The following is a 23,626-nucleotide window of genomic DNA, read 5'->3' as shown; positions in this document are numbered from 1 at the left end:
CGAAGCAGCCCCCACCCGTCCAGGCGGGTGGGGGGTGAGGGGTCGTCCGCGGTCCCGGTCAGTCGGTGCCGGACTCCATCGCGGCGCGGTCGAGCATCTGGTCCTCGTCGGCCTCGACCTTGCCGCGCGAGGCGATGACCTCGGCGCCGCCCTGCGGCATCGTGCCGATCAGCCCCGTGGAGGCGGCCTGGGCGGCGCCGATGGGCGTCGGGTGCCTGTCGCCGACGATGCCGAGACCGGCGTACTGCTCCAGCTTGGCGCGGGAGTCGGCGATGTCGAGGTTGCGCATGGTGAGCTGGCCGATCCGGTCCACCGGGCCGAACGCCGAGTCCTCGGTACGCTCCATGGACAGCTTGTCCGGGTGGTAGCTGAACGCCGGACCGGAAGTGTTCATGACCGAGTAGTCCTCGCCGCGCCGCAGCCGCAGCGTCACCTCTCCGGTGACGGCCGTGCCCACCCAGCGCTGCAGCGACTCGCGGATCATCAGGGCCTGCGGGTCGAGCCAGCGGCCCTCGTACATGAGGCGGCCGAGGCGCCGGCCCTCGTTGTGGTACTGCGCGAGGGTGTCCTCGTTGTGGATCGCGTTGACCAGGCGCTCGTACACGGCGTGCAGCAGCGCCATGCCCGGGGCCTCGTAGATGCCGCGGCTCTTGGCCTCGATCACCCGGTTCTCGATCTGGTCGGACATGCCCATGCCGTGACGGCCGCCGATGGCGTTCGCCTCCATCACCAGGTCGACCGGGGAGGCGAACTCCTTGCCGTTGACCGTCACCGGCCGGCCCTGGTCGAAGCCGATCGTCACGTCCTCGGCGGCGATCTCGACCTCGGGGTCCCAGAACCGCACGCCCATGATCGGGTTGACGGTCTCGACGCCGGTGTCGAGGTGCTCCAGGGTCTTGGCCTCGTGGGTGGCGCCCCAGATGTTGGCGTCGGTGGAGTAGGCCTTCTCGGCGCTGTCGCGGTAGGGGAGGCCGTGGGCGAGCAGCCACTCCGACATCTCCTTGCGCCCGCCGAGCTCGTGGACGAAGTCCGCGTCGAGCCACGGCTTGTAGATGCGCAGGTGGGGGTTGGCGAGCAGGCCGTAGCGGTAGAACCGCTCGATGTCGTTGCCCTTGAAGGTCGAGCCGTCGCCCCAGATCTGCACGTCGTCCTCGAGCATCGCCCGGACCAGCAGGGTGCCGGTGACGGCACGGCCGAGCGGCGTCGTGTTGAAGTAGGAGCGCCCGCCCGAGCGGATGTGGAACGCGCCGCACGTGAGGGCGGCCAGGCCCTCCTCGACCAGCGCCGCCCGGCAGTCGACCAGGCGCGCGATCTCGGCGCCGTACGCCGCGGCCCGGCCGGGCACCGACGCGATGTCGGGCTCGTCGTACTGGCCGATGTCGGCGGTGTAGGTGCAGGGGACGGCACCCTTGTCGCGCATCCACGCGACCGCGACGGAGGTGTCGAGTCCGCCGGAGAAGGCGATGCCGACGCGCTCGCCGGTGGGCAGGGAGGTGAGAACCTTGGACATGGGAAGAGTATGCGCCTTAGTGCATGAACATGCAATACGCCGGTCGTGGGTAATGAACTCGTCACCATTGACGTGGCACGGCGGTTCTGGCCGCAGATGATGGAGCTGCTGGGGCAGGTCGACGCGGTGCACGGGCTGCGCTACGTGCTGATGTACCTGGTCGGGCAGGCAAGCGGGGGCTCAACGAGTTCCTGACGCGGGTGCCCTCCGCGGTGGCGGTGGCCGTCGCGGCAGCCGGCCTCGTGTGGCTGGGGCGGCTGCTCGGCGGTCCCCGTCTCGGGCTGTGCGCGGGACTGCTGCTCGCCGTTCTGCCGACCGCGTCGCGGTACGCGCAGGAGGCCCGCTCGTTCGCCTTCGTCATGGCGGTGGCGGTGCTGGCCACGGGCGCCCTGGTGAAGGCCCTGTCCAGCAGTGCCCGGAGCAGGTGGCTGGTCTGTTACGCCGTGCTGATGGCCCTGCTGGGCTGGTTCAACGTGATGGGACTGCTGCTGGTGGCCGCCCACGCGGTCACCGTGGCCCTCCGGCGTCCCGGCCGCCGCGTCGTCGTACGCCTGCTGCTGGCCCAGGCCGCGGGCATCGCCGCCGTCGTCCCGCTGCTGCTGATGGCCGTCTCCCTCGGCCACCCCCTCTTCGCCTACCGCTACCTGCTGTTCTGCCTGCCTGCCTGCCGGCCCTGGCCCTGCTGCTCGCGACGGCCGCCACTTGTCATTCCCTGCGCCGGCAGCTGCTGCTCGTGCTCCTGGCGGCCGTGCCCATCGCCGCGTCCCACCTCGCCATCCGCCAGGAGGACAGCCGCCCGTGGGACACCCGCGCCGTGATCAGAACCCTGCGCATCCACGACGCCCCCGGCGACGCCGTCCTCTTCAGCGGCGCCCGCTGCGGCCTGATCGCCACCGCCTTCAAGGAGGCATTCACGGGCCGCCCCGACCTGGGCACGCACCGGCCGGCCGCCGGACTCGGTGCCCTGGACCACCTGCCCGCCGACCCGGACCTTCTGCAACGGCGCCTGACCCACACGTCCCGCGTCTGGCACATCACCTGCACCCACCTCTCCTCCGGCGCCCGCCAGGCCGCCGCCCGCACCGCCGCATTCCAGGAGCAGGCCCTCGCCCACGCCGGCTTCTCCCCGGCCTACCACCACAGCGCCCGCGGCGTAGACATCACGCTCGACCAACGACGCACCGCCGGACAGCCCTCCAGCAAGCCCGCACACTGACCCTGGAACGCCCACCTACGGCCAGAGATCGGCAGCCGTCCCACGCGCAACCGACGCCCCCACGCACGCGTCGCACAGCACATGGAACGTGAATGGCTCTTCTCGCTCATCCCACTGACGATCGGCGTGCTCTTCCTCAGCTTCGGCGTGTACGGACTCCGCCTCGCCAGCGCCCTCCGTCGCACAGGTGTCACCGCAGAGGGCCGGATCGTCCGCCACGATGTCGAGCGAAACGACGAAGGCACCACCTTTTACCACCCGGTCGCAGCCTGGACGACCCAGGATGGCCGCGAGTGCGCGTACGCATCCAGGTTTGGTCGCACTCGCCACGGGTCCGTCAGAGGCGCTTTCGGCGTGGGGGCCCTTGTCGTGGTCCAATACGATCCGGAAAATCCCCGCCGGTTCGCGATCCAGGGCTGGGACGTAACGACGTTCGACCGGCTGGCCACCGTGTTGGGGTCGGTTATCACAGCGGGCACGCTGGTGGTGCTGCTCGTCCGACTCCTCACTCTCTGACCGCAGCCGACTCTCAGTTCCTACTGGCATGCCGCTTCGCCCGGGCTGCCTTGTTCGCCGGGCTCCCACGGGCAGCTGTCTTCTCCACTGCTGCCTTGGCGGTCTTCTTTGCCGCCGGGCGGGCCGGGCCGGCTGGCGTCTCACCTCCGGGTTCTCCCGCGCGGTCGATCGACGCCTGCAGCGCCGCCATCAGGTCGTCGACGCTGGTGGGGGCTGAGGTGCTCTCGGCCCGCGCGGGCACGGGCCGCTCCCCGACACCGGCCCGCCACAGCGCCGCGGCGTCCAGATCCGTGCCGTAGCGCTCATGGCTGTTTCATTGTCCTCCGAGGCCGGACTTCACTACGAGGTACTTGCGGGCAACCCGCTTCAGCAGCAGCGGTTCACGCAATTTCGACACCTCCGCCAGGTACGCACATATCTCTCCCACGGGCCGGAGCGCAGCCCGCCGCCCCGGCGACCCAGCGCCGAGAACGACAAAGCCCCGGGACAGGGACTCGCCAAGCCTTTCCGCCCCATAGAGGTAGGAGCCCTCTTGGATGAACACCAGGACAATGAGCCAACACCGGACGCCTTCGCGAACGCCGAAGAGTTCGGCCGCGCCTACCAGCAGTGGGACGCCCGGCACGACGAGCTGCGGGACGAACTCTTCGATGGCACGCTGCACCTGAGCAGCCAGGGCTGTGGCTACTTGTGGCTACTACACGGTGCTCGCCGTGACCGGCCCCGAGGCCGGCACCATCTGGGACGACGTCGAGGCCCTTGGCGAGGGCGTCGCTCCGAAGCACCGCGCGGGAGCCGAGCGCCTGACCTTCGCCCAGTGGTACCTGGACTGGCTCGCGCTCGCCGAACGCACAGCGTGGGAAAACCCCGGCCGAACAGCGTGACGACGCGACCGTCCCACGAGCCCCTTCCGTTGATCCGGCCAGGCCGGTTTCCCGCTTGTGCGGTCGCGGTCCCACGGGAACGCTGTTGGCCCTCACCCCTGGCATATGCATGCCTTCAAGGAGGGAACAGTCATGCCCTTCAGACACACCGCCGCCGGCGCGCTCGTCATAGGTCTCGTACTCGTAGCCGCGCCCACGTCCCCGGCCGCGACCGCCGTGGCTCTCCCGCCCGGCTGCACCAGCAGCGCCCTGCCGGCGGGCGGCGTCCACCTCGTGTGCACCCAGGGTGTCCCCGCCGGTACGGCACTCAGCGGTACCGACCAGGCGGACATCATCGAGGTCAGGGGTGGCGACGATGTCAGCGGCCACCTGGCCGGCGTGGTCAAGGGCCTTGGTGGGGACGACGTCGTCATCGTCGACAGAATCCTCTCCAGCGGCAGCGGAGGAAACATCCGCGGGCCCATCGACGGCGGTGACGGCGACGACAGGATCACCGTGACCGACATGGACAAGTTCAGCGTCCAGGGCACCATCCACGGCGGTTCGGGCAACGACACCGTCACCACCGGCGAGGTGTCGTACCTGGGGGACATCGACGGTGGTGCCGGGAACGATGTGATCACCACCGGCGGCGTGTACAGCAGCACGATCGACGGCGGTGACGGCAACGACGTCCTGCGCCTCGCCGCCTTCCGCGTACCCGGATATGACAAGGCGAGCCGTCTCGACGGCGGAGGCGGCAACGACACCATCACGGTCGGGAAGCTGGCCGGCCCCCTCCATGGCGGCCCCGGTGCGGACGAGATCACCGTGGACGGGACAACCCCCATAGAATCCCGCCTTCCCAAGCCCGCCACCGTCGACGGGGACGAAGGCGACGACGTCATCCGCATGGGGGCGATCGGCGCCGGCGACGGGGCGCGCGCCACCTACGTCAGCGGAGGCGCCGGAGCCGACCTCATCGAGGTGCCGTCCGCCGGGCAGGACGGATACGCCACGGTCTCCGGGAACGACGACGATGACGTCATCCAGGGACCGGGCGCCACGCCGGTCGTCCTCGGCCCGTACGGGACCGTCGACGGCGGCGAGGGCGACAACACCTGTCGCACCGACAACAACGCGGGCGGCACGGTCACCAACTGCCAGAGCTAGCGCCGCGGGCCCGAGCCCGCATCGGGCCGCCGATCCCAGCAGTTGCTCCTCAGGCCGAGCGCGTCCCTGTTGGGGCCGTCCAGTCCGGCCGGTCCCCGTCTCAGGGACCGCCACCGACCGTGCCCGGCAGGGTAGGTCAGCCTTCTTGCCAGTCGACGCTTCCGACCCCCGTGCCACCGCCGCAGGTGGCCGAGGATGTGCCGGACCTGCCGGGGTCCAGTGTCCGCCACGCACCCACCTGGTCGGGCCAGTACCCGCAGATCACCACCACTCGGAAAGCCACCACGGAACCGGAGATGTCGGGCTGATGACACCGAGGGCGGCTGAAGCGGAACGTCTCGACCTTGCGTCGGCGGCCATCGGGCCCCCGCTGGAACGTGCTCTCCCAGGAAACCTCGGATATCTGCCCACGACCGTACTCGCGCGACACGGCAAACTTGGGCGGGTCCCCGACCCACGTCACCTTCCACTGCTCGTCGATGCTCTGCACCTCGCACCTCATAGGGTCCAGCCGCATCCAGACATGGAATTTCCGCTCGAGCTGCTTACGGGAGCAGGACGAGCCCCAGGCCGGCTCCCACACCCGCCACTCCGCCAACAGGGTGGCTGCATCCGATCGGGAGGAACTGCGCACGCTGATCGACACGTCCGAGCCGTTGATCGCGAGCAGTGCGTCCAGGGCCTCTGCCGGGCAGAGCGGTGTGACACCGCTGTCGGGCTGCCCTTATCAGCGGTCTGTCAGTGCCTCCGGGGCCGGTGACACCACCCCGGATCATATGGTTCCAACAGGAGGGAAAGGTCATGCCGGGCCCGGAGGCCGGGAGCCCCGTTGCGGGGTCGTGGAGAAGATAACGGGGCGGGAACCTTCGGGGCATGGGGGGGGGAGCCTCTCTGCGGTTGGTCAAGGAAATTGAGCTGCGTTCGGGTGGGGTGGCGGGGAAGGATGGCGGGGTGTCGGATCTGTTGTGGGATGACGTGAAGGACGCCTTCGACCCGGAGTGGGAGGGGGTCCTTCCTGATGTTTGGGTTCGGGAGGCGTGCGTCGAGGACTGGCAGGCGGTCCTTGACCTGATCGTGGACAGTGGCTGGAGGAGTGAGTACTCCGAAGGCGATGTCGTCATGCCGCTGCCGTGTGCTGAGCAGGTGTTGTCGCGGCCTGCAGACGCCGACTGCCCGAGTCTGCGTGTCTGGCCGGACCCTGATGTGCTGGCAATCTTCCGGTTCTACTCGGCCGATGAGATCGATTTCGACGTGGACCTGGGGGAGTTGCAGGGCCAGGAGCGGCTGGACGTGCTCTGCGGTTTCCTGTGTGCGATCGGCCGTCGACTGGGCAAGCCCGTGGTGATGACGCCCGAGGGCAGCCATGACCGCCCGGTACTCGGGTTCGATGCCAGGGCCGACCGCGTGGTGCTGTTGGCGGACTCGCAGGTCAGCTGAGTACCTCCTCATCAGCGTCTCCAACGACAACCCTCACCCCGGCGCCCGTGCTCGACGTCCTCACCGTCCCGTTCCGTGTCGAGGCAGATCACGATCTACTGGAGCGACCGGCGCTGTTCGGCCTGTCGACAGCCACGGACACGAGCCGGGGACACTTCCCGGACGTCAGCCCCGAGCCCCTGGCGATCGGTTCGGCCCGCCAGACGAGCCTCGCCGTCTTCGACGCCGAGGGCTTCGAGTCAGCCTCCCTGACAGGACGCGTTGGCGTGGGCGGCGGTATGCCGCCGCCGCGATACACGGTCCGCCTCGTCGAGGCAGCCTTCGACCGCCCCTTCGGCTTCCTGACCGTCCACCGCACCTCGCGCCTGGTCCTGACGGCCGGGTGGGTGGCCGAGCCCGTCACCTTTCCCGGATACGAGGAAGGGGACGACTCACACGACGTACGGCCGGACGTGGCCGGCAAGGAGACCGTGGCATGACCGCACTGCTCGACGGCCTCGCCGTCAACCCGGCCGCCCCAACCGACCTGCTGCTGCGGCTGCTGGAACCGCAGTACGAGAGCGTCTGGTACGCGCTGGCTTCACGGCGCGCCTCCTTCCCCGAGGAGGTGACCGCCGCGATCGTCACGCACCCGCACCCCCGTGTCCGAGGTGCCCTGGCACGCAACCCGTTCGTGGACCCCGAGGTGCGCGGGCTGCTCGTGGACGATCCTCACGGGATGGTCCGGGACCGCCTCGCCGCCCGCCCGGACCGGACGCGTCCCGTCCGCCCGCTTCCCGACCGGGTGATCCACCGGATGCTGACGACGTACGACACCGGTTCCCTCCAAGAGCTGATCTGCTCCCGGCAGATCCCCTTCCGGGTCCTTCGCGCGTCCTGCCGCCATCCTCAAGCGGCGGTACGGCAGATGGCCACCAACGTATGGAAGCACCTGTCCGCGGACGAACGGGCAGCGCTGCTGAAGGACCCGGACCCGCAGATACAGGCCAGTGCGCAACGCACGCTCGAAACCGACGACGCGCAGGCGATGGAACGCAGCCTGGGACCGCTGCCGGCGCCCCGCAACCACGGGACCGCGCTGATCCTGGTGAATTACCGCCTCTCACGGACGGTCGTCGACTGGCTGCTGAACGACCCTCACCCCGACAATCCGTGGATCCTCGCCCACAACTACAGCACCCCACCGGACGTCGTCGCCGGGCTCGCCGGCCACCCCGATCCAAAGGTCAGACTGGAACTCGCCCACCGCGCCGACCTCACTCCCGCGCTCATCAAGGTCCTCGCGCACGACACCGACGCGCGAGTGCGCACCGCGATATCGCTACGGCCCGAGTTGACCGAGGACGAGCGGGCAGCGATCGACTACACGACAGACACCGACGAGGACTTCGGACCGTACGAACACCATGCCCATCCGGCCCCCGACCCGGCCGTATCCGCCGCCCATGCCCGCTCACACCACCCGCTGCTGCGCCGCCTGGCCGCCCGCGACCCCGCGCTGCCCGCCGCCCTCGTCGCACTGCTCGCGCAGGACGACGACCTGGGCGTACGAGTGCTGCTCGCCCACAACCACCCGGCACCACCGCCGGAACTGCTGCTGCGCAGCTACCTGGAACACCAGGGCGCGGCCCGCGACCTGCTGCTCGAGCACCCGCGCTTCCCCGTCGCGGGGCTGGGCGCACGCTTCGCGGACGCCGACACAGCCGGCGAGCGGCGCCTGGCTCTCCTCGACCCGCAGCTCGCCCCGGGAACCGCCGACCGGCTCAGTCGCGACCCGGAGGCGGCAATCCGCGCAGGGGCTGCCCGCCATCCCCGGCTACCGGCCAGTCGGCTCCTCGCCCTCCTCGCGGACGAGGAACTGGGCCGGCATGCCGCAGCCAACCCGGCGCTGCCCGTGACCGTGATGCGCGAACTGCTCACGTAGCGGGCTCTCTCAAGACCCCGGCTCCACCGCGCGGCGCGTGTGCAACGTCCCATCAGACACCATCTGCATCAGCGCGGCGGCGCGACCGCGAAGGACCGCCGACACTTCTCGAGGTCGGCGGGTGTGGGGGAACGCCCGGGTACCCGATGTGTGGAAACGGGCCGGGGCGGGAAGGCCACGTTCGTCGTCCACCCCGTTTCACCCCGGACTCGGTCGGCACCACGTCGACCGTTTCGCCGGTGATGATCAGCCGACTCAACGCCTCCTCACCGATGGCCAGTTGTTGCGCCACCCGCGCGGGTCCTCCGCACGAAGCTCCCCCGTGTTCGCGCGGCACCTTCCCGATCCTGAAACCGCTGCGGTAGGCCCACCAGCGCACTGGGGGGCATGATCTTGACCATGGACGACAGCGAACTGCAACGGGAGTGGTTCAGCCACCTCACTCGACGGCGAGGAGAGTCGCCATGCGGACCGGCATCGTCATGACAGCAGGGCCGGGTGTGGAACACCTGGCCGCCCGCGCGGAGGAACTCGGCTTCGACAGTTTCTGGGTGTACGACACGCCGATGATCCACGGCGATCCGTTCGTGAGTCTCGCACTCTGCGCCAAGTCCACCCACCGGATCAGGCTCGGCATCGGCGTCACCTCACCGGCACTGCGTTCCGCGCCCGCCGCGGCGGCGGCCGTCAGCAGCCTCAACGCCCTCGCCCCCGGCCGCATCGTCTGCGGGGTCGGCACCGGCAACACGGCGCGCCGTACGCTCGGCATGCGGCCTGTGAAGATGGCGGAGCTGGAGTCGTTCACGGCCGCCCTGCAGGATCTCACCGCGGGCCGCGAGTCGGACTACCGCGAGGGGACCCGGTCCAGCAGGGTGCGATTCCTGCACGTCGGGCCGTACGTCAACACCGAGGCTCCCGTGGAGTTCGTCGTGGCCGCGTTCGGCCTGAAGGCCGCCGCGGTCGCCGGCCGGCTCGGCGCGGGAGTGATCTCCTTCGGGATGCACGACCCTGCGGCCTGGTCCGCCCTCGGCCAGGCCCGGCGGGCGGCGGCGCGGGACGCGGGCAGCGCCGGGAAGACCCGTTCGTATCTCATGTCCTCCCTGCATGTCCTCGCCGACGGCGAGGACCGCTACGGCGATCCGGTCAAGGACTCGATGGGGCACATCGCACTGAGCGCACTGATCCTCGGCGCGGAGAACCCCGCCTTCCGCGCGGCCCTCCCTCCAGAAGAGGCCGCGGCTGTCGACCGCCTGTTCCAGCTGCGCGGCACCACCCCCACCGACCCCAAGCTTCACCAGGTGCTCTACCGCAACTACCTGGGTCGGCTGTCCCCCGAGGACCGCGAGCTCATCGTGCCCTCCCTGGTGGACAAATTCGGCCTGGTCGGTACCAGGGGCGAGGTCACCGAGCGGATCAACGTGCTGGAGAAGTCGGGGGTCGACGAGCTGGTGATCCAGCCCGTTGTGGACCCGGAGACCGAAATGGCCGAGCTCGCACGACTGCTGGCCTGACACTCAGCGACTGGGCCCCCAGAGCACCACCGCGCCCAGGGCCGCAGGCGCGACTCTTGATGCCGGAGTCAGCGACGGGTGCCGGCGGCCGCGGCGGTGCAGGCATTGTGCTTGCCGGGCAGGGGGCGGCCGACCCCGAGCACGAGCCTGGTCTCCGCCTTGATGAGGACCTGCATGTTCATCGCCATGCCGTGAGGGCGACCGGCTATCAGTGGATGACTCCGCTCTTGTCGACGGTGAACTTCCCGCTCGACGCCCCATTGACCGTGCCCTTGTTGATCCACTCGGTCAGCGCCGCGGTGACCGTGCCGTGCGGTCCTGCCCATGGCGTACCGGGGGCCTGGCCGTAAACCGTTGCCGGGCTCGGGGGCGTGCAGCGTTCACCGTCGCACCCTTCCCACTCGAACACGTGGCTGGCGCAGGTGACCTGGACCATCACTTTGTTCGTCGTCGACGCCGGAAGCGCGTTGTAGATGGCCGTCGCGTTGGTCACCGGCGCGGTGGCGTCGCCGGTGCCGTGGAGCACCATGACCGGCATCTTCAGTTGCTGTGCCACGGTGGTGTTGAAGCCGTAGGTGGTGAAGGTCGGTGTGCGGCTCAGGCCGTCGGGGTGGTTGGGGTCGGTGCCGCCCCATTTCTCCCCGACTTTGTCCCCCTTCATGAGCTCCTTCCAGACGTCGTCCTGGACGCCCGGCGGGACGCGGCCGGTGCAGTCCTGATCGCTGGTTCCGCCGACGGTCGCAAGCGGCCAGGTGGTCGTGCTCTTGCGGTCGGTGAGGGTCAGCGGGAAGGAGACGAGGCCTGGCGACGTCGGTTCCTCGGTCGGCAGACCGAAGAGCGACGACATGAAGACGGCGCTGTTGACCTTCGCGATCGTGGCCGCACTGTCGGGCAGTACCGGGTTGGCCGCGTAGAGCGTCCGCCCGACACGGGGTCCCCCGAGCGAGTACCCGACGAGGGTCACCTTGCCGTCCGTCGGCTTGGCCTTCGCGATGGCGTCGTCGATGGCCTGGCGGACGTCACGCACCCACGTGTCCATGCTCGCGAAGCGCACCTTGCTGGAGTGGGCGTACGTCTTGCCCTCGAGGGGATTGGTCGCGAGTTTCATGCGCTGCTGGTCGAGCGGGAAGATGGGGTTGTGCGTACGGTCGCACCCTTCCGGATGCGGACAGCTGCCGTCGGCGTTGTAGGGCCTGAGGCTGGCGTTGTGGGGATCGTCCAGGCCGTGCTCGAACCGCGTGGAGTACCCGTAGCCGAGCATGTCCGGCGCAAAGGTGTCGATGCCCGCTCGGGCGAGCCCTTCCTGCACGCTCATCTTGTTGTTGTGCTGGTCCTTGCCCTTCAGGTCGAAGACCGGCCGCCCTGGAATCGAACGGCCGTGGATCAGCACGGCGGCCTTGGAGGGCGTGTCCGGGCACCGCCCGTGCTGGTATTCCGGCTGCACCCGGTGCACGGCCACCTTCGCCTTCTGCCCGTTGAACTGCGGGTCCGGCATCAGCCCGTTCGGCACGGTGAAGTCCAGCGCGTAGTCGCTGGTGGTGATGCCGGTCGGCTTCTCGTCGCAGGGCGGATCCGCGAACCGGACGGCGTCGACCGCGAACAGCCCGGCCACGCCGAAGGTACCCATGGCCAGGCAGGTACCCAGCGCGATCCACCGCCTGTGCACGACTGACCGGCTCCACCACCACCGGGCCGCCCACCCGCGCTGTTTGCCGTCGTTCTCCTGACTGCCGCCCACCGCATCTCCCGACTGCCTGAGCTCGCGGATCACCTCTACGCCGCATTTTTCTCCGGGCGCGCGGTTCTCGCCACGCGGGTTCGGCCGAACAGACGACTGGGGGAACCGCGCGTAGATCCAATTGGCCTAGGGGGTGTCCGATGGGTCGTGCTGTGGCACTGCAGGCAGTAGGTCGTACAGGTAGGAGCGGCCGCTCTTGAAGCTGCGCCAGACAGTCGCAGGGGGTTCGGGCTCGTTGCCGCAGCTGTTGAGCGGATGGGCGGTGACAAGGCCGTCGCCGATCACGCAGTGCCAGCCTTCGTCGGCTCCCCAGACACACCACACCTGCCCGTCGGTGCGGCGGTAGGCGGGCTGGCCATGGCGGTCGCCGTCGTGCTCGAAGTGGTAGCGGAGCCCGTCGTTGTGGCGCACGAAGGTGAAGGATTCTAGAGCCGTCATACCTTCGGGACTGTACGGGAAGAGGCTGATCGGTGGCGGAGGAGTGTTGATCGGCACTCGGGTACGCATGTGTCTCATGGACGGAGCCAGAGCCGGATGGCCGCAATCGCTTCGGGACGGTGTGTTTGATGTGCCGTCGCCGCAGGTGGCCGCGACGGCGGCGAGACGCGTCCCACGACCCGTCGGATACGGCCCAGCCGTGTGCTCGTCGCGGTACCGCCTGGTTCTCCGTGTGTCGGAGGGCGTGTGACTCGTTCGTGGCATAAATCTGTGGGTTGCGCAAGGTGCGCGTGCGAGAGGGGATGCTCCTGCGGCTGGAGACGAGAGGCGCCTCGTACCGGTCCCCGGGTGACGGGCTATGGCGTAGGCGCGAAACTGAAAGGGAATCGCATGCCTGTCGGCGACGCGCTCAGGACGGATGTCTTTGCCGTGGATTTGGGGAAGTTCCGGGTAGCGACCTTCCAGCAGGTCAGCGGCCTGGTCTTTGGGCAGGATGCCACCGAGGTGAAGACCGTCGTACCAGACGGACAGCTTGTCACTCGGAAGATCCCCGGTGCCGGGCAACTTCCGGGCGTCACCTTGTCCCGGCCTATGGACGCGAGCAGCACGTGGGTCGACTGGGTCATGCTGACGGCGACCAACCAAGATGTCGATCAGGCCCGGGCGAACATCGGGATCTCGCTCCTTGACTCGAAGAAGAATCCGGTCCTGCGCGTCAACCTGCTCAACGCCTGGGCCTCATCGTGGAAGGGGCCAACCCTGCAGGCGGCCAACAGCAGCGCGGCGATCGAGACGGTAACGCTCGCCTACGACGACATGACCATCGACACGTGATCGCTGACCTCCCGGCCTGTGCGTCCCACCGAGGTCACCCGGTTTGAGCGGCCCGGGGTTGTTCGTTCCCGCCCACGGTGTCCTGGTGGGCCGACTGACATTCCTGCAATCGTGTCATTCGGGAGTCTTGGTGTGCTGCCGGTCAGGCGCCACAATCCCGCAGCTCGGGGTTCTGCTCGATCTTCCCGAGTTGCGGGCGAGGCACGCGGGCATCCGCGCGGGACAGGGCGGCGCGCGGCCGGTAGTGCCAGCGGTTGTAGTCGTGCAGCACGGTGTGGTTAGGGCGGATCTCACGGCTGATGGTGGAAGGGCTGTGGCGCAGCTCGGCCGCGATGGTCCGGACGGATGCCTTCTCCCGCAGCCGGTCGGCATGTGGATGCGATCGGCTCCCCGCGGGTAGCGGGAGGGGCGGTCAGCCGGCACCCCCTTGGAGATGGGAGGCACCGGCTTCCGGCCCTTGCACGGTGAGTGCCAGCCGTTGCGCCACCGCTTACGCGCATTGATGCCGACGATCCGGCAGTCCTTTCGGGTGCGGGTGCTGCAACGGTGACTAGAACTCAAGTTCGATGCGGCGGGGTGCTTTTGCGTGCGCGAATCAGGACTTCGGGATGCACGTCGTGAGCTGGTACACAGGCGTCCAGTCGGCAGTGGGATCCTGGTAGAAGGCGTTGGGCGTGGTGTAGGTCCGGCCATTGGTGAGGTTCATGCGGACCCGCCTGCTCTGGGTCTGGTTGTTGATCCATGCTCCTGAACCGCTGTAGCCGATGCCGTACGTTCCGCAGTAGAAGTAGTCCTTCTGGGTGGGGTCTCCGTCGACGGTTGCGCAGAAGTTTCCGTAGTTGCAGTTCATTGCTTCCAGTGGTGCGTGTGTCGTGCGCAGGTCTCTGGCGTAGCGCTCACCCGGCACCGCAACTGTGATCTGCCCGCCGGGGAAGGCGATGGTGTTCGGTCCGGTCTGGTGCCCTTGCGCTGTTCGCTCGAGGTAGCTGTCGACCTTCCTTTGCAGAACGAGGGCCTGGGCCTGGGTGAGGCCGGCCGACTTCGCCTGCGATGTGTTGGACGGGGCAGCGCGGTCACTGCTCGCCAGGGCTGGTGTGGCTGAAGAAGCCAACGCCACAAGGGAAGCAACTGCCGCCAGGACCGCCTTGTGCTGGGATGAGATACGAGACATGCCACTCCTTCTGCGTCGTGGCTCAGGGCCACGACGTTCACGGATCAGTGAGGCAGTTGGCCGTGGAAGAGGTCAGGGGCCACTGCTCGCTACTGGGCTACCGTCTGCCGCGACGGTGGGCCCAGCTTGCTGGCGTGCCTTGGGTGGGGCTAGAGCGACACCTGTCCCGGACAACTCATGTCCCGTCCGGCCTGGTCAGCGCCGAATCGAAGCCTGTCCGGGACAAGCCCGGACAGCTCCGCATGCGGAAGTCAGCCCGGCGCCCGCCTTTTGATGGGGAGCGACGGCGACGGTGCGCAGAGCGGCAGGACGGACAGTGCCCCAGACGCCGGCCGCCGGGAGGCTGTTTCGCCGGCCGATGACAGACTGCTGAGACGCTCGATGTTCACGGCGATCGCCGTGAAGACGTGCTGCAGGTGGGCCTAGCTCAAGGACATCCCCGCCCCCGCACAGGGCAAGCCGGGAGCCGGCCTGCCGGGGGTCCGGACCACGAACGACCACGGCATCGCACTGTCCCTGCGCCCCGACTGGTACTCCGGCAAGCCGAGCCTCCTCGCCGACGGAGGAGGCGTACGCCACCAGGGCTACCTGCTGGACTGGGAGTAGGACGAGCGCCGAATCGGCCCCGTACCGTTCAGTCCTCCCAGTCCTCGTCGTCGCCGCCGCGCATGGTGCGCCATCCCTCGAGGTCTTCCAGCGCCTCCCGCGCCAACTGGGCGTACTGCACCGGGCACTCCCACAGCTCGCGGGCCGAGAGCTCCGCGGGTACGGGGGTGTCGGGGTGGTCCTCCGGTGCGTACAGGTGGACCACCGCGCGGTACCGGGACTGCACGGTGGAATCGGCGGTGGACCAGGGGTGCTGCGGATGCTCGCAGGAGACGTCCAGGTCAATGGTGGCGAGCGCGGCGGCCAAGTCACGCGCGTACGAGGGCGGCAGGCCCGCGTACGTCTGGGCGATGCCCATCCACAGGCACAGGAACACGCCGATCCGCTCTTCGTCCCGCACCTGCCCGGTGAGCCAGCGGCGAGCGGACCACAGGGCGACCGGGCCAGTGTTGTCCTCCCAGCTACGGCGGATCGCCTCCTGCATGGCGACGAGGTCGAGGCGGCCGTCGTCCCGGACGAACTGCGCGTCAAGATGGGAGACGTCGATGCCGCCGAAGAGTTCCTGGTGCGCCTCGCGCAAGCGGACCAGGGCCTCATCGGCGAGGTCCGCGAGGAACCCCTCGCAATCGAAGACCGCCGACTCCTCCTTGTCGAGACCGTAGTCCTCGGCGAATGCGGCCCGTCCGGCCTCGGTCAGCATGCTCACCCCGGCCTCGACCTGGTACTCCGAGTCCAGCCGCGTGGGGTGGGCGCCGGCCGGGCAGGTGCAGGAGGCCCGGTCCAACTGCGCACGGAGCCCGTCCAGGGCCCGTATGTACGACGCGAACAGGGACTTGCTGAAGATACGTGCGGAGACGTACCAGCAGGTGGCATGCAGGAGGATCGTGTACCCGGTCCGCTCCCGGCGGCTCTCCGGGGTGGCGTCGCGGCCGAGCGCCTCCGCCGCGTCGTAGGCGAGGACGGCGAGGGTCGATTCGGGATCAACATAGGGGTAGTCGCTGACAATCCCGGACAGGTCGGAGATCAGTTCGCGGAGGTCGGCAGGCAGCGTGGGCGTCACTTCAGTCACATCCGAAACCGACGATTGCGCAGGTCGGACGGTTCCCCGGCGCACGTGACCGATGGCCCGGTCGGCCCCGTCCTGAGTCCAGAAGGCGGGGAAGCACGCGACGCTCTGCATGAGGATGTCGAGCCGGTTCGGGTTCAGGGGCCGCTCGTACTCGCCGAGCACCCAGTCGCCGGGGCGTACCTCTGCCCGGAAGTAGACAGCCATTTCCGCGAGCTCGGCGGGCAGCGGGAGGGTTCCCGGACGTAGTCGGCGGTGTACGCGTATGCAGCCCTGGTGAGCCCAGTCGAGGTCGAGACGGTTCTCCCGGGCGTACCACTCGGCGCACCAGTACTGCAGGGCCTGCCAATGGCCCGCGTAGTGGTGGGGTGCCCGTGCGACAAGTTCTTCCCACAGGGGGCGGAACTGCTCAGGGAAGTACTGGACTCCGCGGGCGGCGGCGCCCGTGACGACCCACGGGCTGGGGTCGTGCGGCGCGAGCAGGGTGGCTTCCCGTGCGGACCTCATGGAAGCGGGCCGCACTTCGCGGAAGCACCTCATCCGTTCGGCTGGGACCTTGTCGGCGTACTCGGTGTCGCGGATTTCTCAGGCGCGGTGGAGCAACATCTGGGCGTGGAGGGTAGCGGCGGCGCAGCTCTCCGGCTGCGCCCGGCTCCAGTCGTCCAGCCATGCGTCGCCGTCGTCGGCGACTTGCTGCGGAATTCCAGGCGGGACCACCGATCGTCCCAGTTCTGACGCGCGGCCTCCACGTATGCGGCGGCCGCCTGCCGGTTACCCGTCAGTCGCCCTCCCATGCCGCGTCCGCGATGGCCTGTATTTTCTTGTGTCGGTAGGCAGGTATCCGGGGGACCGGCTCGGCGCGGGTCCAGCTGTTCGCGGGGGACGAGCCCGTACTGGGCCGGGACGGAGTGGCCGCGGGCCCAAGTCGCGAGGCGGGCGGGGCCCACGAAAGTCCAGCCGAGCCACGCGAAGAGCGCGGCCGTCAAGGTGGCGAGAAGGGGTGCCATGACCGAGACCATTCAGTTTGATCACGGAGCGCAAAACGTGGCCACTCGTCGCGGTGGGGCCGTTCCGTGACGCCCCCCGCGCAAGGGGGTCGCCGGCGAGCCGTCGGGGGAGGAACGGACCTGCAGCGCACTGGCGAATCTCACTCTCCTACATGCGGGGAATCTCGCAACGACCTGGCGAAATCCGCGACCGTCGCCTTGCTCAGCTCAGGATCAACGCCGCCATCGCGGCGTGGGCCACCACCTGCGCAGCCACGATCCACCCGCGGACTGCCCGGACCCATGACCACTCCCCAGGTAGACCGGCTGCCAGCATTCCGAGCGTCGCCGACGTCAGGAAGGCCGCGTACGTCCATACCTCCGACACCGGCGAGCACTCCTCGCCGGACATGACACAACGGCCGCCGTGACTGGAGGAGAGGTACCCGATCCCCGTGACGATCACGGTCGGTATCAGCAGAGCCAGGGCGATCCCTGCCCACCTCCGCCACATGCCGTCCTGCGCTTCGATCTCACTCACCGAGGACTCATCCGAGGCATCCATGACTGCGTTCATGAGAACCATCAAACGGCGGCCGGCCCTTCAAACCGATCCGGAATACTACTCAATTTGATCTGAGTAGCCATGGCCGTTCACCCACAGCAGGCCAGCACCTGCTCGCGTGTGGAGAAGCGAGGCCGGGGGAATCCGGAGGTCTCTCTGCGGCCGGTGAGGACACTGGCCCATTCGGGTCGGCGAGCAGGTCCCGGATCATCAGCGCGTTGACGAACACCAGGGCCGCTTGTAGCAGGTGCAGGTGCAGGGACAGGACGGCGAGTTCCTGCTGATCGCGGCGGTTGGTGACCCGCCTACCGCAGGATCGCCGTGATCACGCCGCCGCCGACCGCCTTGCCCGCCTCCCGGATGGAGAACCGCGTGCCCTTCTCCATGGCGACCTGCTCGGCGAGCTGAACGGACATGAAGGTCAGGCCGCCCCGGGACACGTCGATGTCCTGGCCGCCCTGCCGGAGGACCACGATCTGCCCGGTGACGTCCGTCGTGCGGAAGTAGAACTGGGCTCGGCGCCGAGCGAAGGTCACGTCGCGACCGCCGTCGTTCTCGGGGAGTACATACACCTCGGCTTCGAAGGCGCTGTGGGCCGTGGCCGTGCCGGGGACGGCGAGGACCTGGCCGCGTTCGACGTCCTCACGCGTGACGCCGCGCAGCTCGAGACCGATGTTCTCCCCGGCCTCCGCCTGCTCGGTGCGCTCGCGGAGCCGTTCGATGGCGGTGACAGTTGTGGTCCCCGAAGTGCTCAGACCGAGGTACTCCACCTCGTCGCCCACCCGGAGAACACCGCGCTCGATCCGGCCGGTGAGGACCGTGCGCGGGCGGGGGCCGGAGCGCGTGAAGACGTCCTCGACCGGCATCAGGAACGGCATGTCGCGCTCGCGGGGCGCGGCCGGGAAGTCGGCCGTGACGGCCAGCAGCTCCTCGACGGCCGAGGGCTGCCGTGCCGAGCCGAAGACGATCGGTACCTCGTCGGCAGGGTACGCGTGCCGCCTCAGCAGTTCGCGGATCTCCAGCGCCAGGACCTGCTGGAGTTCCCGGTCCGGCAGCAGGTCGGCCTTGTTCACGAACACGGCCACGTGCTCCACGCCGACCGCCCTGACGAGCCGGAGCAGCTCCCCGACGGCGGGAGTCGGTCCGTCGATCATCGACATCACGAGCACCACGGCACAGCGATGACCGCGCGTCAGCTTCATGGCACCACTCGTGCGGGGAGGCCAGTCGAGTGCCGTGAAGTGCCGCGCCATGGGGACATGGCCCGTGGCCCGGGCGACCGCCTCTATCAACGTGGTCGTGCCGCTGCCCGGAGCGCCGATGTACTCCACTTCCCGGCTCGATCTGATCATTGACTCGTCCATCGGCCCATTGTCGACGGCCGGCCGTTCGACGGGGCAATCGAAAAAACAAGGATTGAGGGAAATCGGGGGACCAGGAACAGCGGAACGAAACCGGCGGGAGCGGTTGGCTGGGGCCAGTGAATCGCTCCGGGATCGGTGGAGGCTCTATGTGTTGGCTCCGGCCGTAGGTTGGGGCTGGTGTTGAGCGTAGTGGTTAAACCCCGCCGGCCCTGGCACCTTCAGTCCGTGGCCGGCCAAGACACGGCAGATCGGCTCGACCCCGAACACCTGCCGGTGCTTGGCGTTCTCTGCCTTCAGCCGCTTGATCTCCGCGGCCTCGTCCGAGGTCACACCCGGCCATCAGCCTGTATCTACCTCGGCCTCGCGGACCCAGATCCGCACCGTCTCCGCCGCGCCAATCCCCAGTTTCGCGGCACCACCGCCTTCATCGCGGCCCACTCGGTTGGGTAGCTGGGGCGGACCTTCGCGACCATGCGCACCGCATGCTCACGAAGCCCAGCAGGGTGGGGAACCCCGCATGCGCGGGGACCACCCCCAGCTACTCCATCTCGTCGAGGCGCTCGCCGACGAGATGGACGTCACCTACGGCAAGGATCTGGCCGAGTGACAGTCGTGCCGCAGCAGGCTTCGGTTGTTCTCCGCACGCACCGGCGCCGGTTTTCCCTGGAGCCAAGGGAACCAGCGCGACCGGGCCGCCCCAGTAATCGCTATCGGCGATTCACTCGCCGCTGGTTCCTCCCGGTGGCCAGTAGACGCCCGCCGTCCCCGGCCTGCGGGACCAGAACGGATCCTCCCAGCGGGCCGGTTCGGGGAGGCCGATCAGCCGTATTCGCTCCTGCAGGTCCGATGAGGCCCCGTCGGCCCGGAGGCGGGCCGGAGCGTGGTGCACCAGCCAAGCCGTCAGCTCGTCGCGCATAGCATCCCTGTTCTCCCAGGCACTCCAGGGAAGCGCGTCGCCCAGCAGGTCGTACTCCCAGGTATCCACCAGCTCCGTGAGGTGCCGGTCGGCCACGGGGTGGGGCACGGGCAGTGCCTGCCAGACGCGTAGCCACGGCGTGACCGTGGCGGACGCCTCGGAAACCGCCATCAGGACCTCATGAGCGGGTGCAAGGGGAGCCGGGTCGGTGAGCGTCGAGGCCCACCAGGCATGCAGGAACTCCTCGACCGCCCCGCTCTGCCCGGCGGGCCACTGCTGCCACGCCCCGAGAGCGAAACAGCGCCCGACCGCCTCCATACCAAAGACCGGATCGACGCGGCCGTGGACAAGGTCCGCGGCGAACTGCGGCAGGATGCGCCGCAGCACACGCGGATGGTCGCGCCAGTCGATGGCCGACCAGGTGCGCTGCAGCAGATCGGGGTCGAGCTCGACGTCCGGCGTCTTCAGCAGCGCGAGTTCCTCCGCGCTGCCCCAGTGGCATTCGCAGTTGTTCTCCTGCGGATGAGCGGTCATGCCGCGGAACGTTTCGGCGAGGCGGTCGAGCGCCGCGTCGAGGCGGCATCTCGCGGAAGACGGATGGGAGTGCATTGTGGCCGCGGCCTTCTTGACTCCGGGGGCCGGCGCCTCCGAAGAGCACGACTCTACCCAGTCTGCACCTCGGCGGAAGAGGCGACCACCTCGAAGGCGACCACGGTGTCAGCCGGAGAAGACCAAGGAGGGCCGCCTCCTGCGCGTCCCGCCGAGCCTCGTGCCCAATGTCGGGGCGGCGCCGGTGAACGAATCCGTTCTCGCTGCCGCCACGCACTCGCCGGCTTCCTGGGCGGGACCGGCAACGTCCACACCGTCACCTTCACCCGCGGTTAGCGATGGCGAGTTCGTCCCGCTCGGCCCGTACCTCCGCCAGCTGCTTGGCCAGCCGTTCTTCAAGTACGTCCAGTTCCGCACGCCGCGCGGTGATCCGCTTCAGCAGCTCGGGATCCAGCATGCACCGGATCGTAGAAGGCCGCCCAGCCACAGAGAGTAGGGACCGGCAAGTCGACCACTGGCCGTCTACGAATCGGAGGGGAGAATGCCCGGCCTGGACTCGCACCCCCGTAGCGCGTCCAGGCCGGGCTGTATCCAGGGATTCCCTAACCGTGGTTCAGTGTCATGTGAGGGCGATCCCGGCGATCTTGGACCTGACGTAGGCGCGGGCCGTGACCGGATGGTGGGTCACCCGGCCGATCGGGGCGGGGAGCGAGTCCACGACGGTGTGCGGATCGCAGTCGTAGAAGTAGACCAGAGATAGCAGTTCCTCGGACGGGGTATCGGCAGGCGGGGCCAGTACGCGGTGGCGGCCGGAGCGCCAGCGGTCACCGGTCCAGCGGGCCATCAAGTCCCCGATGTTGACGGTGAGTGCCTCGGGGTCGTAGGGGGCGTCCTGCCAGCCGACGTCCTCCGTGTGGACCTGCAGGCCGCCCTTGCCGGGTTGCCGGTCGAGGATGGTGATGGTGCCGAAGTCGGTGTGCGGACCGACACGGAACTGGCCCGGCAGCGGCGCTCCTATGGTGCTGATGGCGGGGTACCAGTTGAGGTTCAGGGTCCAATCGGGGCGGATTGCGTGGCGGGTGAAGAAGTCGAGCTGCTGCCGCAGTGCCGCTGCCAGGAGTCGCAGCAGTTCGTCGGCCAATGCCCGCATGGACCGTACGTACTGCTGGAGGACGGGGCGCAGCGCCGGGGGCTGAGAAGGCCAGGACACCGGCAGCAGTTCGGGCTCGGCAGCGGTGTCGTACGGGCCAGGGGCTGCGGACCAGGTTTCCACCAGGTCGGGTGGCGTCGCCATGCCTTCCGTCCGGCCGGCGGCCACCGCTCCTGGCCCCCTCCAGCCGTACTGGCCGGTCCCCGCCAGGTACGGCAGCTTGGCGTCGGCCGGCTGATGGAAGAAGGCGCGGGCCGCGGTCCGTAACGCGGCGGGCACGTCCGGGTGGACGCCATGACCGGTGACGAGCAGGAAGCCCGCCCGCTCAAGCGCCTGGTCGACGAGCATGGCGATACGGTCACGGCCCTGCCGTTCACCGGTCCGCCACAGCGAGAGGTCGATCGTGGGAATGGTGGTAGCACTCATGCTGTCTTCTTCTCCTTGTCCTTCCGCGTCCGGGAGTGGTGAAGTGGTCTGGTCATGGTCGTTCGAGGAGTGGGTGCCGGCCTAGCAGCCCGCCTGGAAATGGGATGAACAGGCGTTTCCAGGCGACGGGACGGGACAATGCGGCAGGCCGCCGGTGCGGCCGGTATCGGGCGCCTACCGTCGGGTCCTGTCACGGAGAGCATGGGACGGCGCGAACGCACGGGAGGTCACGGTGGGGGGCTCAGGCACCTTTGACGCTCTGGAGCTGGCGCTGTTACACGCTCTCCAGCTCGACGGCCGGGCAGCACTGAGCCACATCGCGCGCCGGGTTGGCGCCTCGGAACGCACGGTGGCGCGCCGCTACAGCCGACTGCGCACACTGGGCCTGCGCGTCGTCGGCCAGCCCGTCCCCGCGCGGTTGGGGATGACCCGTTGGCTGCTTCGCATCCACTGCGCTCCCGACTCCGCGGGCCCCGTCGCCCAGGCCCTGGCCCGACGGCCCGACACCAGCTGGATCTCGCTGGCCTCCGGAGGCACCGAGCTCTACTGCGCCTTCACCGTCTCCACGCCGTACGAACGGGACGCCCTGCTCCTGGAAACGCTGCCCCGCACCCCGCGCCTGGTAGGCGTCAGCGCGCACTGTCTGCTACGCGTCTTCACCAGCATCACCAGCACGTGGTACTCCAACGGGATCCCGTTCGGCCCCGCCCCCGGAGACGAGGACAGTATCCCGGCAGCGGCCCTGGAGCGCCCCGAACACCCCGAGCCCTTGGCCCTGGATATCACCGACCGTGCTCTCCTCGCCAAGCTCGCCGAGGACGGCCGGGCCGGCCTGCCCGAACTCGCGGCCGCCACCGGCCGCTCGCCCTCCAGCATCCAACGCCACCTCGAACACCTCAGAACCCAGGGCGCACTGGGCTTCTCCGTGGACTTCTCCCCCCAGCACCTGGGTTACCACCTGATAACCCACCTCTGGCTTCGGGTGACTCCCGGCACAGTCTCCGCCGCCGGCCACGCCCTGGCCACCCACCCCGAAATAGCCTTCGCGGCCGCCACCACCGGTCCGCACAACCTCGTGGCCTCCGGCGTCTTCCGCAGCAGCCACGACCTTCACCACTACCTTGACCACCACATCGGCTCACTACCCGGCATCCAGGCCGTCGAGACCGCCCCCGTTCTCCGCGAGGTCAAACGGCTCACCGTCCGTACCTGAACAGGACCCGCTTCCCCCGACCGACCCGCAGAAGCTGGGCGATGAGGGTGCGCAGGACCATCGCGCTGCCACCACCGCCGAAGCCAGACGGACGATCTATGCCGCAGACTGCCGCTCATGACCAGCGTGAGCACCCCGACATATCGGCACACCAGCCCTTTGAGCAGCGAGTTCAAGTTCGTGACGTCACTGCGAGGCAACTGCTGCCCGGTCTGGTAGCCGACCTGGACCAGCCACACCGGTGCCCCGGTGCCGGAGTCGTCGCTTTCATACCGGGAGGCCCACGGGTTCACAAAAACTGAAGGCTGGTCAGCCGGAACCCCAGGGCCGATGGCCTCATTTTGGGGGTCGGCCCGTGAGTTCGCAGCGAACACGCGTGTCAGATCGCCCGCCTGAGTCGGTTCAGGACTCCTATCCGTGAACCAGGCCGCAAGGTAGGGGCTCCGCCTAGGTG

General features: G+C 68.9%; 25 protein-coding genes. 12 read left to right on the top strand and 13 right to left on the bottom strand.

What is annotated here, in order from left to right; genetic code table 11:
* Positions 1-58 precede the first annotated feature (58 nt).
* Entirely contained in the window at positions 59-1,510 is a 1,452-nt protein-coding gene (argG, locus tag ACIGXW_RS13420; RefSeq protein WP_399572827.1) for an argininosuccinate synthase, read from the bottom strand.
* Between the two features lie 45 nt (positions 1,511-1,555).
* Here argG and ACIGXW_RS13415 point away from each other — a divergent pair, with 45 nt between their 5' ends.
* The 4 genes from ACIGXW_RS13415 to ACIGXW_RS13400 all read left to right on the top strand — a co-directional run bounded on the left by ACIGXW_RS13415 (position 1,556) and on the right by ACIGXW_RS13400 (position 3,242).
* Positions 1,556-1,705 carry a hypothetical protein gene (locus ACIGXW_RS13415; RefSeq protein ID WP_399572825.1) on the top strand — a complete coding sequence of 50 codons (150 nt, stop codon included), beginning with the start codon at positions 1,556-1,558 and terminating at the stop codon, positions 1,703-1,705.
* 5 nt (positions 1,706-1,710) lie between these two features.
* Entirely contained in the window at positions 1,711-2,328 is a 618-nt protein-coding gene (locus ACIGXW_RS13410) for a hypothetical protein (protein WP_399572823.1), read from the top strand.
* Positions 2,325-2,726: a hypothetical protein gene (locus ACIGXW_RS13405; RefSeq protein WP_399572821.1), complete on the top strand. Its 402-nt coding sequence runs from the start codon at positions 2,325-2,327 to the stop codon at positions 2,724-2,726. The genes ACIGXW_RS13410 and ACIGXW_RS13405 overlap by 4 nt, the downstream gene beginning before the upstream one ends.
* 81 nt (positions 2,727-2,807) lie before the next feature.
* Positions 2,808-3,242 (top strand): DUF3592 domain-containing protein, encoded by a 435-nt coding sequence (locus ACIGXW_RS13400; protein WP_071967729.1) that lies wholly within the window; start codon positions 2,808-2,810, stop codon positions 3,240-3,242.
* A 313-nt stretch (positions 3,243-3,555) separates the two neighbouring features.
* Here the strand turns inward: ACIGXW_RS13400 and ACIGXW_RS13395 are convergent, their stop codons facing one another.
* Entirely contained in the window at positions 3,556-3,906 is a 351-nt protein-coding gene (locus ACIGXW_RS13395; RefSeq protein ID WP_399572819.1) for a hypothetical protein, read from the bottom strand.
* Positions 3,907-3,922: 16 nt separating this feature from the next.
* Here ACIGXW_RS13395 and ACIGXW_RS13390 point away from each other — a divergent pair, with 16 nt between their 5' ends.
* Together ACIGXW_RS13390 and ACIGXW_RS13385 are read left to right on the top strand one after the other, a co-directional pair.
* Complete coding sequence (locus ACIGXW_RS13390) at positions 3,923-4,126, top strand: hypothetical protein (protein WP_399572817.1); 204 nt, start codon at positions 3,923-3,925, stop codon at positions 4,124-4,126.
* Between the two features lie 132 nt (positions 4,127-4,258).
* On the top strand, positions 4,259-5,278 hold the full coding sequence (locus ACIGXW_RS13385; RefSeq protein ID WP_399572815.1) for a calcium-binding protein: 1,020 nt from the start codon (positions 4,259-4,261) through the stop codon (positions 5,276-5,278).
* A 136-nt stretch (positions 5,279-5,414) separates the two neighbouring features.
* Here ACIGXW_RS13385 and ACIGXW_RS13380 read toward each other — a convergent pair whose 3' ends face one another.
* Positions 5,415-5,768: a hypothetical protein gene (locus tag ACIGXW_RS13380; protein ID WP_399572813.1), complete on the bottom strand. Its 354-nt coding sequence runs from the start codon at positions 5,766-5,768 to the stop codon at positions 5,415-5,417.
* Between the two features lie 461 nt (positions 5,769-6,229).
* On the opposite strand from ACIGXW_RS13380, the gene ACIGXW_RS13375 reads away from it, so the two are divergent.
* The 4 genes from ACIGXW_RS13375 (at position 6,230) to ACIGXW_RS13360 (ending at position 10,150) form a co-directional block, all read left to right on the top strand.
* Entirely contained in the window at positions 6,230-6,715 is a 486-nt protein-coding gene (locus ACIGXW_RS13375) for a hypothetical protein (protein WP_399572811.1), read from the top strand.
* Positions 6,716-6,762: 47 nt separating this feature from the next.
* Entirely contained in the window at positions 6,763-7,194 is a 432-nt protein-coding gene (locus ACIGXW_RS13370; RefSeq protein ID WP_399572809.1) for a hypothetical protein, read from the top strand.
* Entirely contained in the window at positions 7,191-8,639 is a 1,449-nt protein-coding gene (locus ACIGXW_RS13365; RefSeq protein WP_399572807.1) for a translation initiation factor 2, read from the top strand. The genes ACIGXW_RS13370 and ACIGXW_RS13365 overlap by 4 nt, the downstream gene beginning before the upstream one ends.
* 464 nt (positions 8,640-9,103) lie before the next feature.
* The gene (locus ACIGXW_RS13360; RefSeq protein ID WP_399572805.1) at positions 9,104-10,150 is read left to right on the top strand and encodes an LLM class flavin-dependent oxidoreductase; all 1,047 of its coding nucleotides are present in this window, start codon (positions 9,104-9,106) and stop codon (positions 10,148-10,150) included.
* A 208-nt stretch (positions 10,151-10,358) separates the two neighbouring features.
* On the opposite strand, the gene ACIGXW_RS13355 is transcribed toward ACIGXW_RS13360, so the two are convergent.
* Both ACIGXW_RS13355 and ACIGXW_RS13350 read right to left on the bottom strand, forming a co-directional pair.
* Entirely contained in the window at positions 10,359-11,816 is a 1,458-nt protein-coding gene (locus ACIGXW_RS13355) for an alpha/beta fold hydrolase (RefSeq protein ID WP_399572803.1), read from the bottom strand.
* A 198-nt stretch (positions 11,817-12,014) separates the two neighbouring features.
* On the bottom strand, positions 12,015-12,326 hold the full coding sequence (locus ACIGXW_RS13350) for a hypothetical protein (RefSeq protein WP_399572801.1): 312 nt from the start codon (positions 12,324-12,326) through the stop codon (positions 12,015-12,017).
* 390 nt (positions 12,327-12,716) lie between these two features.
* Here ACIGXW_RS13350 and ACIGXW_RS13345 point away from each other — a divergent pair, with 390 nt between their 5' ends.
* A complete protein-coding gene (locus tag ACIGXW_RS13345) occupies positions 12,717-13,160 on the top strand; it encodes a phage tail protein (RefSeq protein ID WP_399572800.1) in 444 nt (147 codons plus the stop codon).
* A gap of 142 nt (positions 13,161-13,302) precedes the next feature.
* On the opposite strand, the gene ACIGXW_RS13340 is transcribed toward ACIGXW_RS13345, so the two are convergent.
* The 8 genes from ACIGXW_RS13340 to ACIGXW_RS13305 form a co-directional block, all read right to left on the bottom strand.
* Positions 13,303-13,494 carry a hypothetical protein gene (locus ACIGXW_RS13340; protein ID WP_399573506.1) on the bottom strand — a complete coding sequence of 64 codons (192 nt, stop codon included), beginning with the start codon at positions 13,492-13,494 and terminating at the stop codon, positions 13,303-13,305.
* Positions 13,495-13,755: 261 nt separating this feature from the next.
* Positions 13,756-14,331 carry a hypothetical protein gene (locus tag ACIGXW_RS13335; protein WP_399572798.1) on the bottom strand — a complete coding sequence of 192 codons (576 nt, stop codon included), beginning with the start codon at positions 14,329-14,331 and terminating at the stop codon, positions 13,756-13,758.
* 634 nt (positions 14,332-14,965) lie between these two features.
* Positions 14,966-16,510: a hypothetical protein gene (locus ACIGXW_RS13330; RefSeq protein ID WP_399572796.1), complete on the bottom strand. Its 1,545-nt coding sequence runs from the start codon at positions 16,508-16,510 to the stop codon at positions 14,966-14,968.
* Between the two features lie 702 nt (positions 16,511-17,212).
* Positions 17,213-17,566 (bottom strand): hypothetical protein, encoded by a 354-nt coding sequence (locus ACIGXW_RS13325; RefSeq protein ID WP_399572794.1) that lies wholly within the window; start codon positions 17,564-17,566, stop codon positions 17,213-17,215.
* A gap of 293 nt (positions 17,567-17,859) precedes the next feature.
* Entirely contained in the window at positions 17,860-18,906 is a 1,047-nt protein-coding gene (locus ACIGXW_RS13320) for an EF-Tu/IF-2/RF-3 family GTPase (protein ID WP_399572792.1), read from the bottom strand.
* 730 nt (positions 18,907-19,636) lie between these two features.
* Complete coding sequence (locus ACIGXW_RS13315) at positions 19,637-20,368, bottom strand: hypothetical protein (RefSeq protein WP_399572790.1); 732 nt, start codon at positions 20,366-20,368, stop codon at positions 19,637-19,639.
* Between the two features lie 337 nt (positions 20,369-20,705).
* Positions 20,706-20,840 carry a hypothetical protein gene (locus tag ACIGXW_RS13310; protein WP_399572788.1) on the bottom strand — a complete coding sequence of 45 codons (135 nt, stop codon included), beginning with the start codon at positions 20,838-20,840 and terminating at the stop codon, positions 20,706-20,708.
* 162 nt (positions 20,841-21,002) lie between these two features.
* Positions 21,003-21,959 (bottom strand): isopenicillin N synthase family dioxygenase, encoded by a 957-nt coding sequence (locus ACIGXW_RS13305; RefSeq protein WP_399572786.1) that lies wholly within the window; start codon positions 21,957-21,959, stop codon positions 21,003-21,005.
* Between the two features lie 154 nt (positions 21,960-22,113).
* On the opposite strand from ACIGXW_RS13305, the gene ACIGXW_RS13300 reads away from it, so the two are divergent.
* Positions 22,114-23,172 carry an Lrp/AsnC family transcriptional regulator gene (locus ACIGXW_RS13300; RefSeq protein WP_399572784.1) on the top strand — a complete coding sequence of 353 codons (1,059 nt, stop codon included), beginning with the start codon at positions 22,114-22,116 and terminating at the stop codon, positions 23,170-23,172.
* Positions 23,173-23,626: the final 454 nt, after the last annotated feature.

This window comes from Streptomyces sp. NPDC053079 (genome assembly GCF_044546695.1).
Lineage (GTDB): Bacteria > Actinomycetota > Actinomycetes > Streptomycetales > Streptomycetaceae > Streptomyces.
Note: the sequence above shows the minus strand (reverse complement) of the source record. Positions and strands in the feature narration are given on the sequence as shown.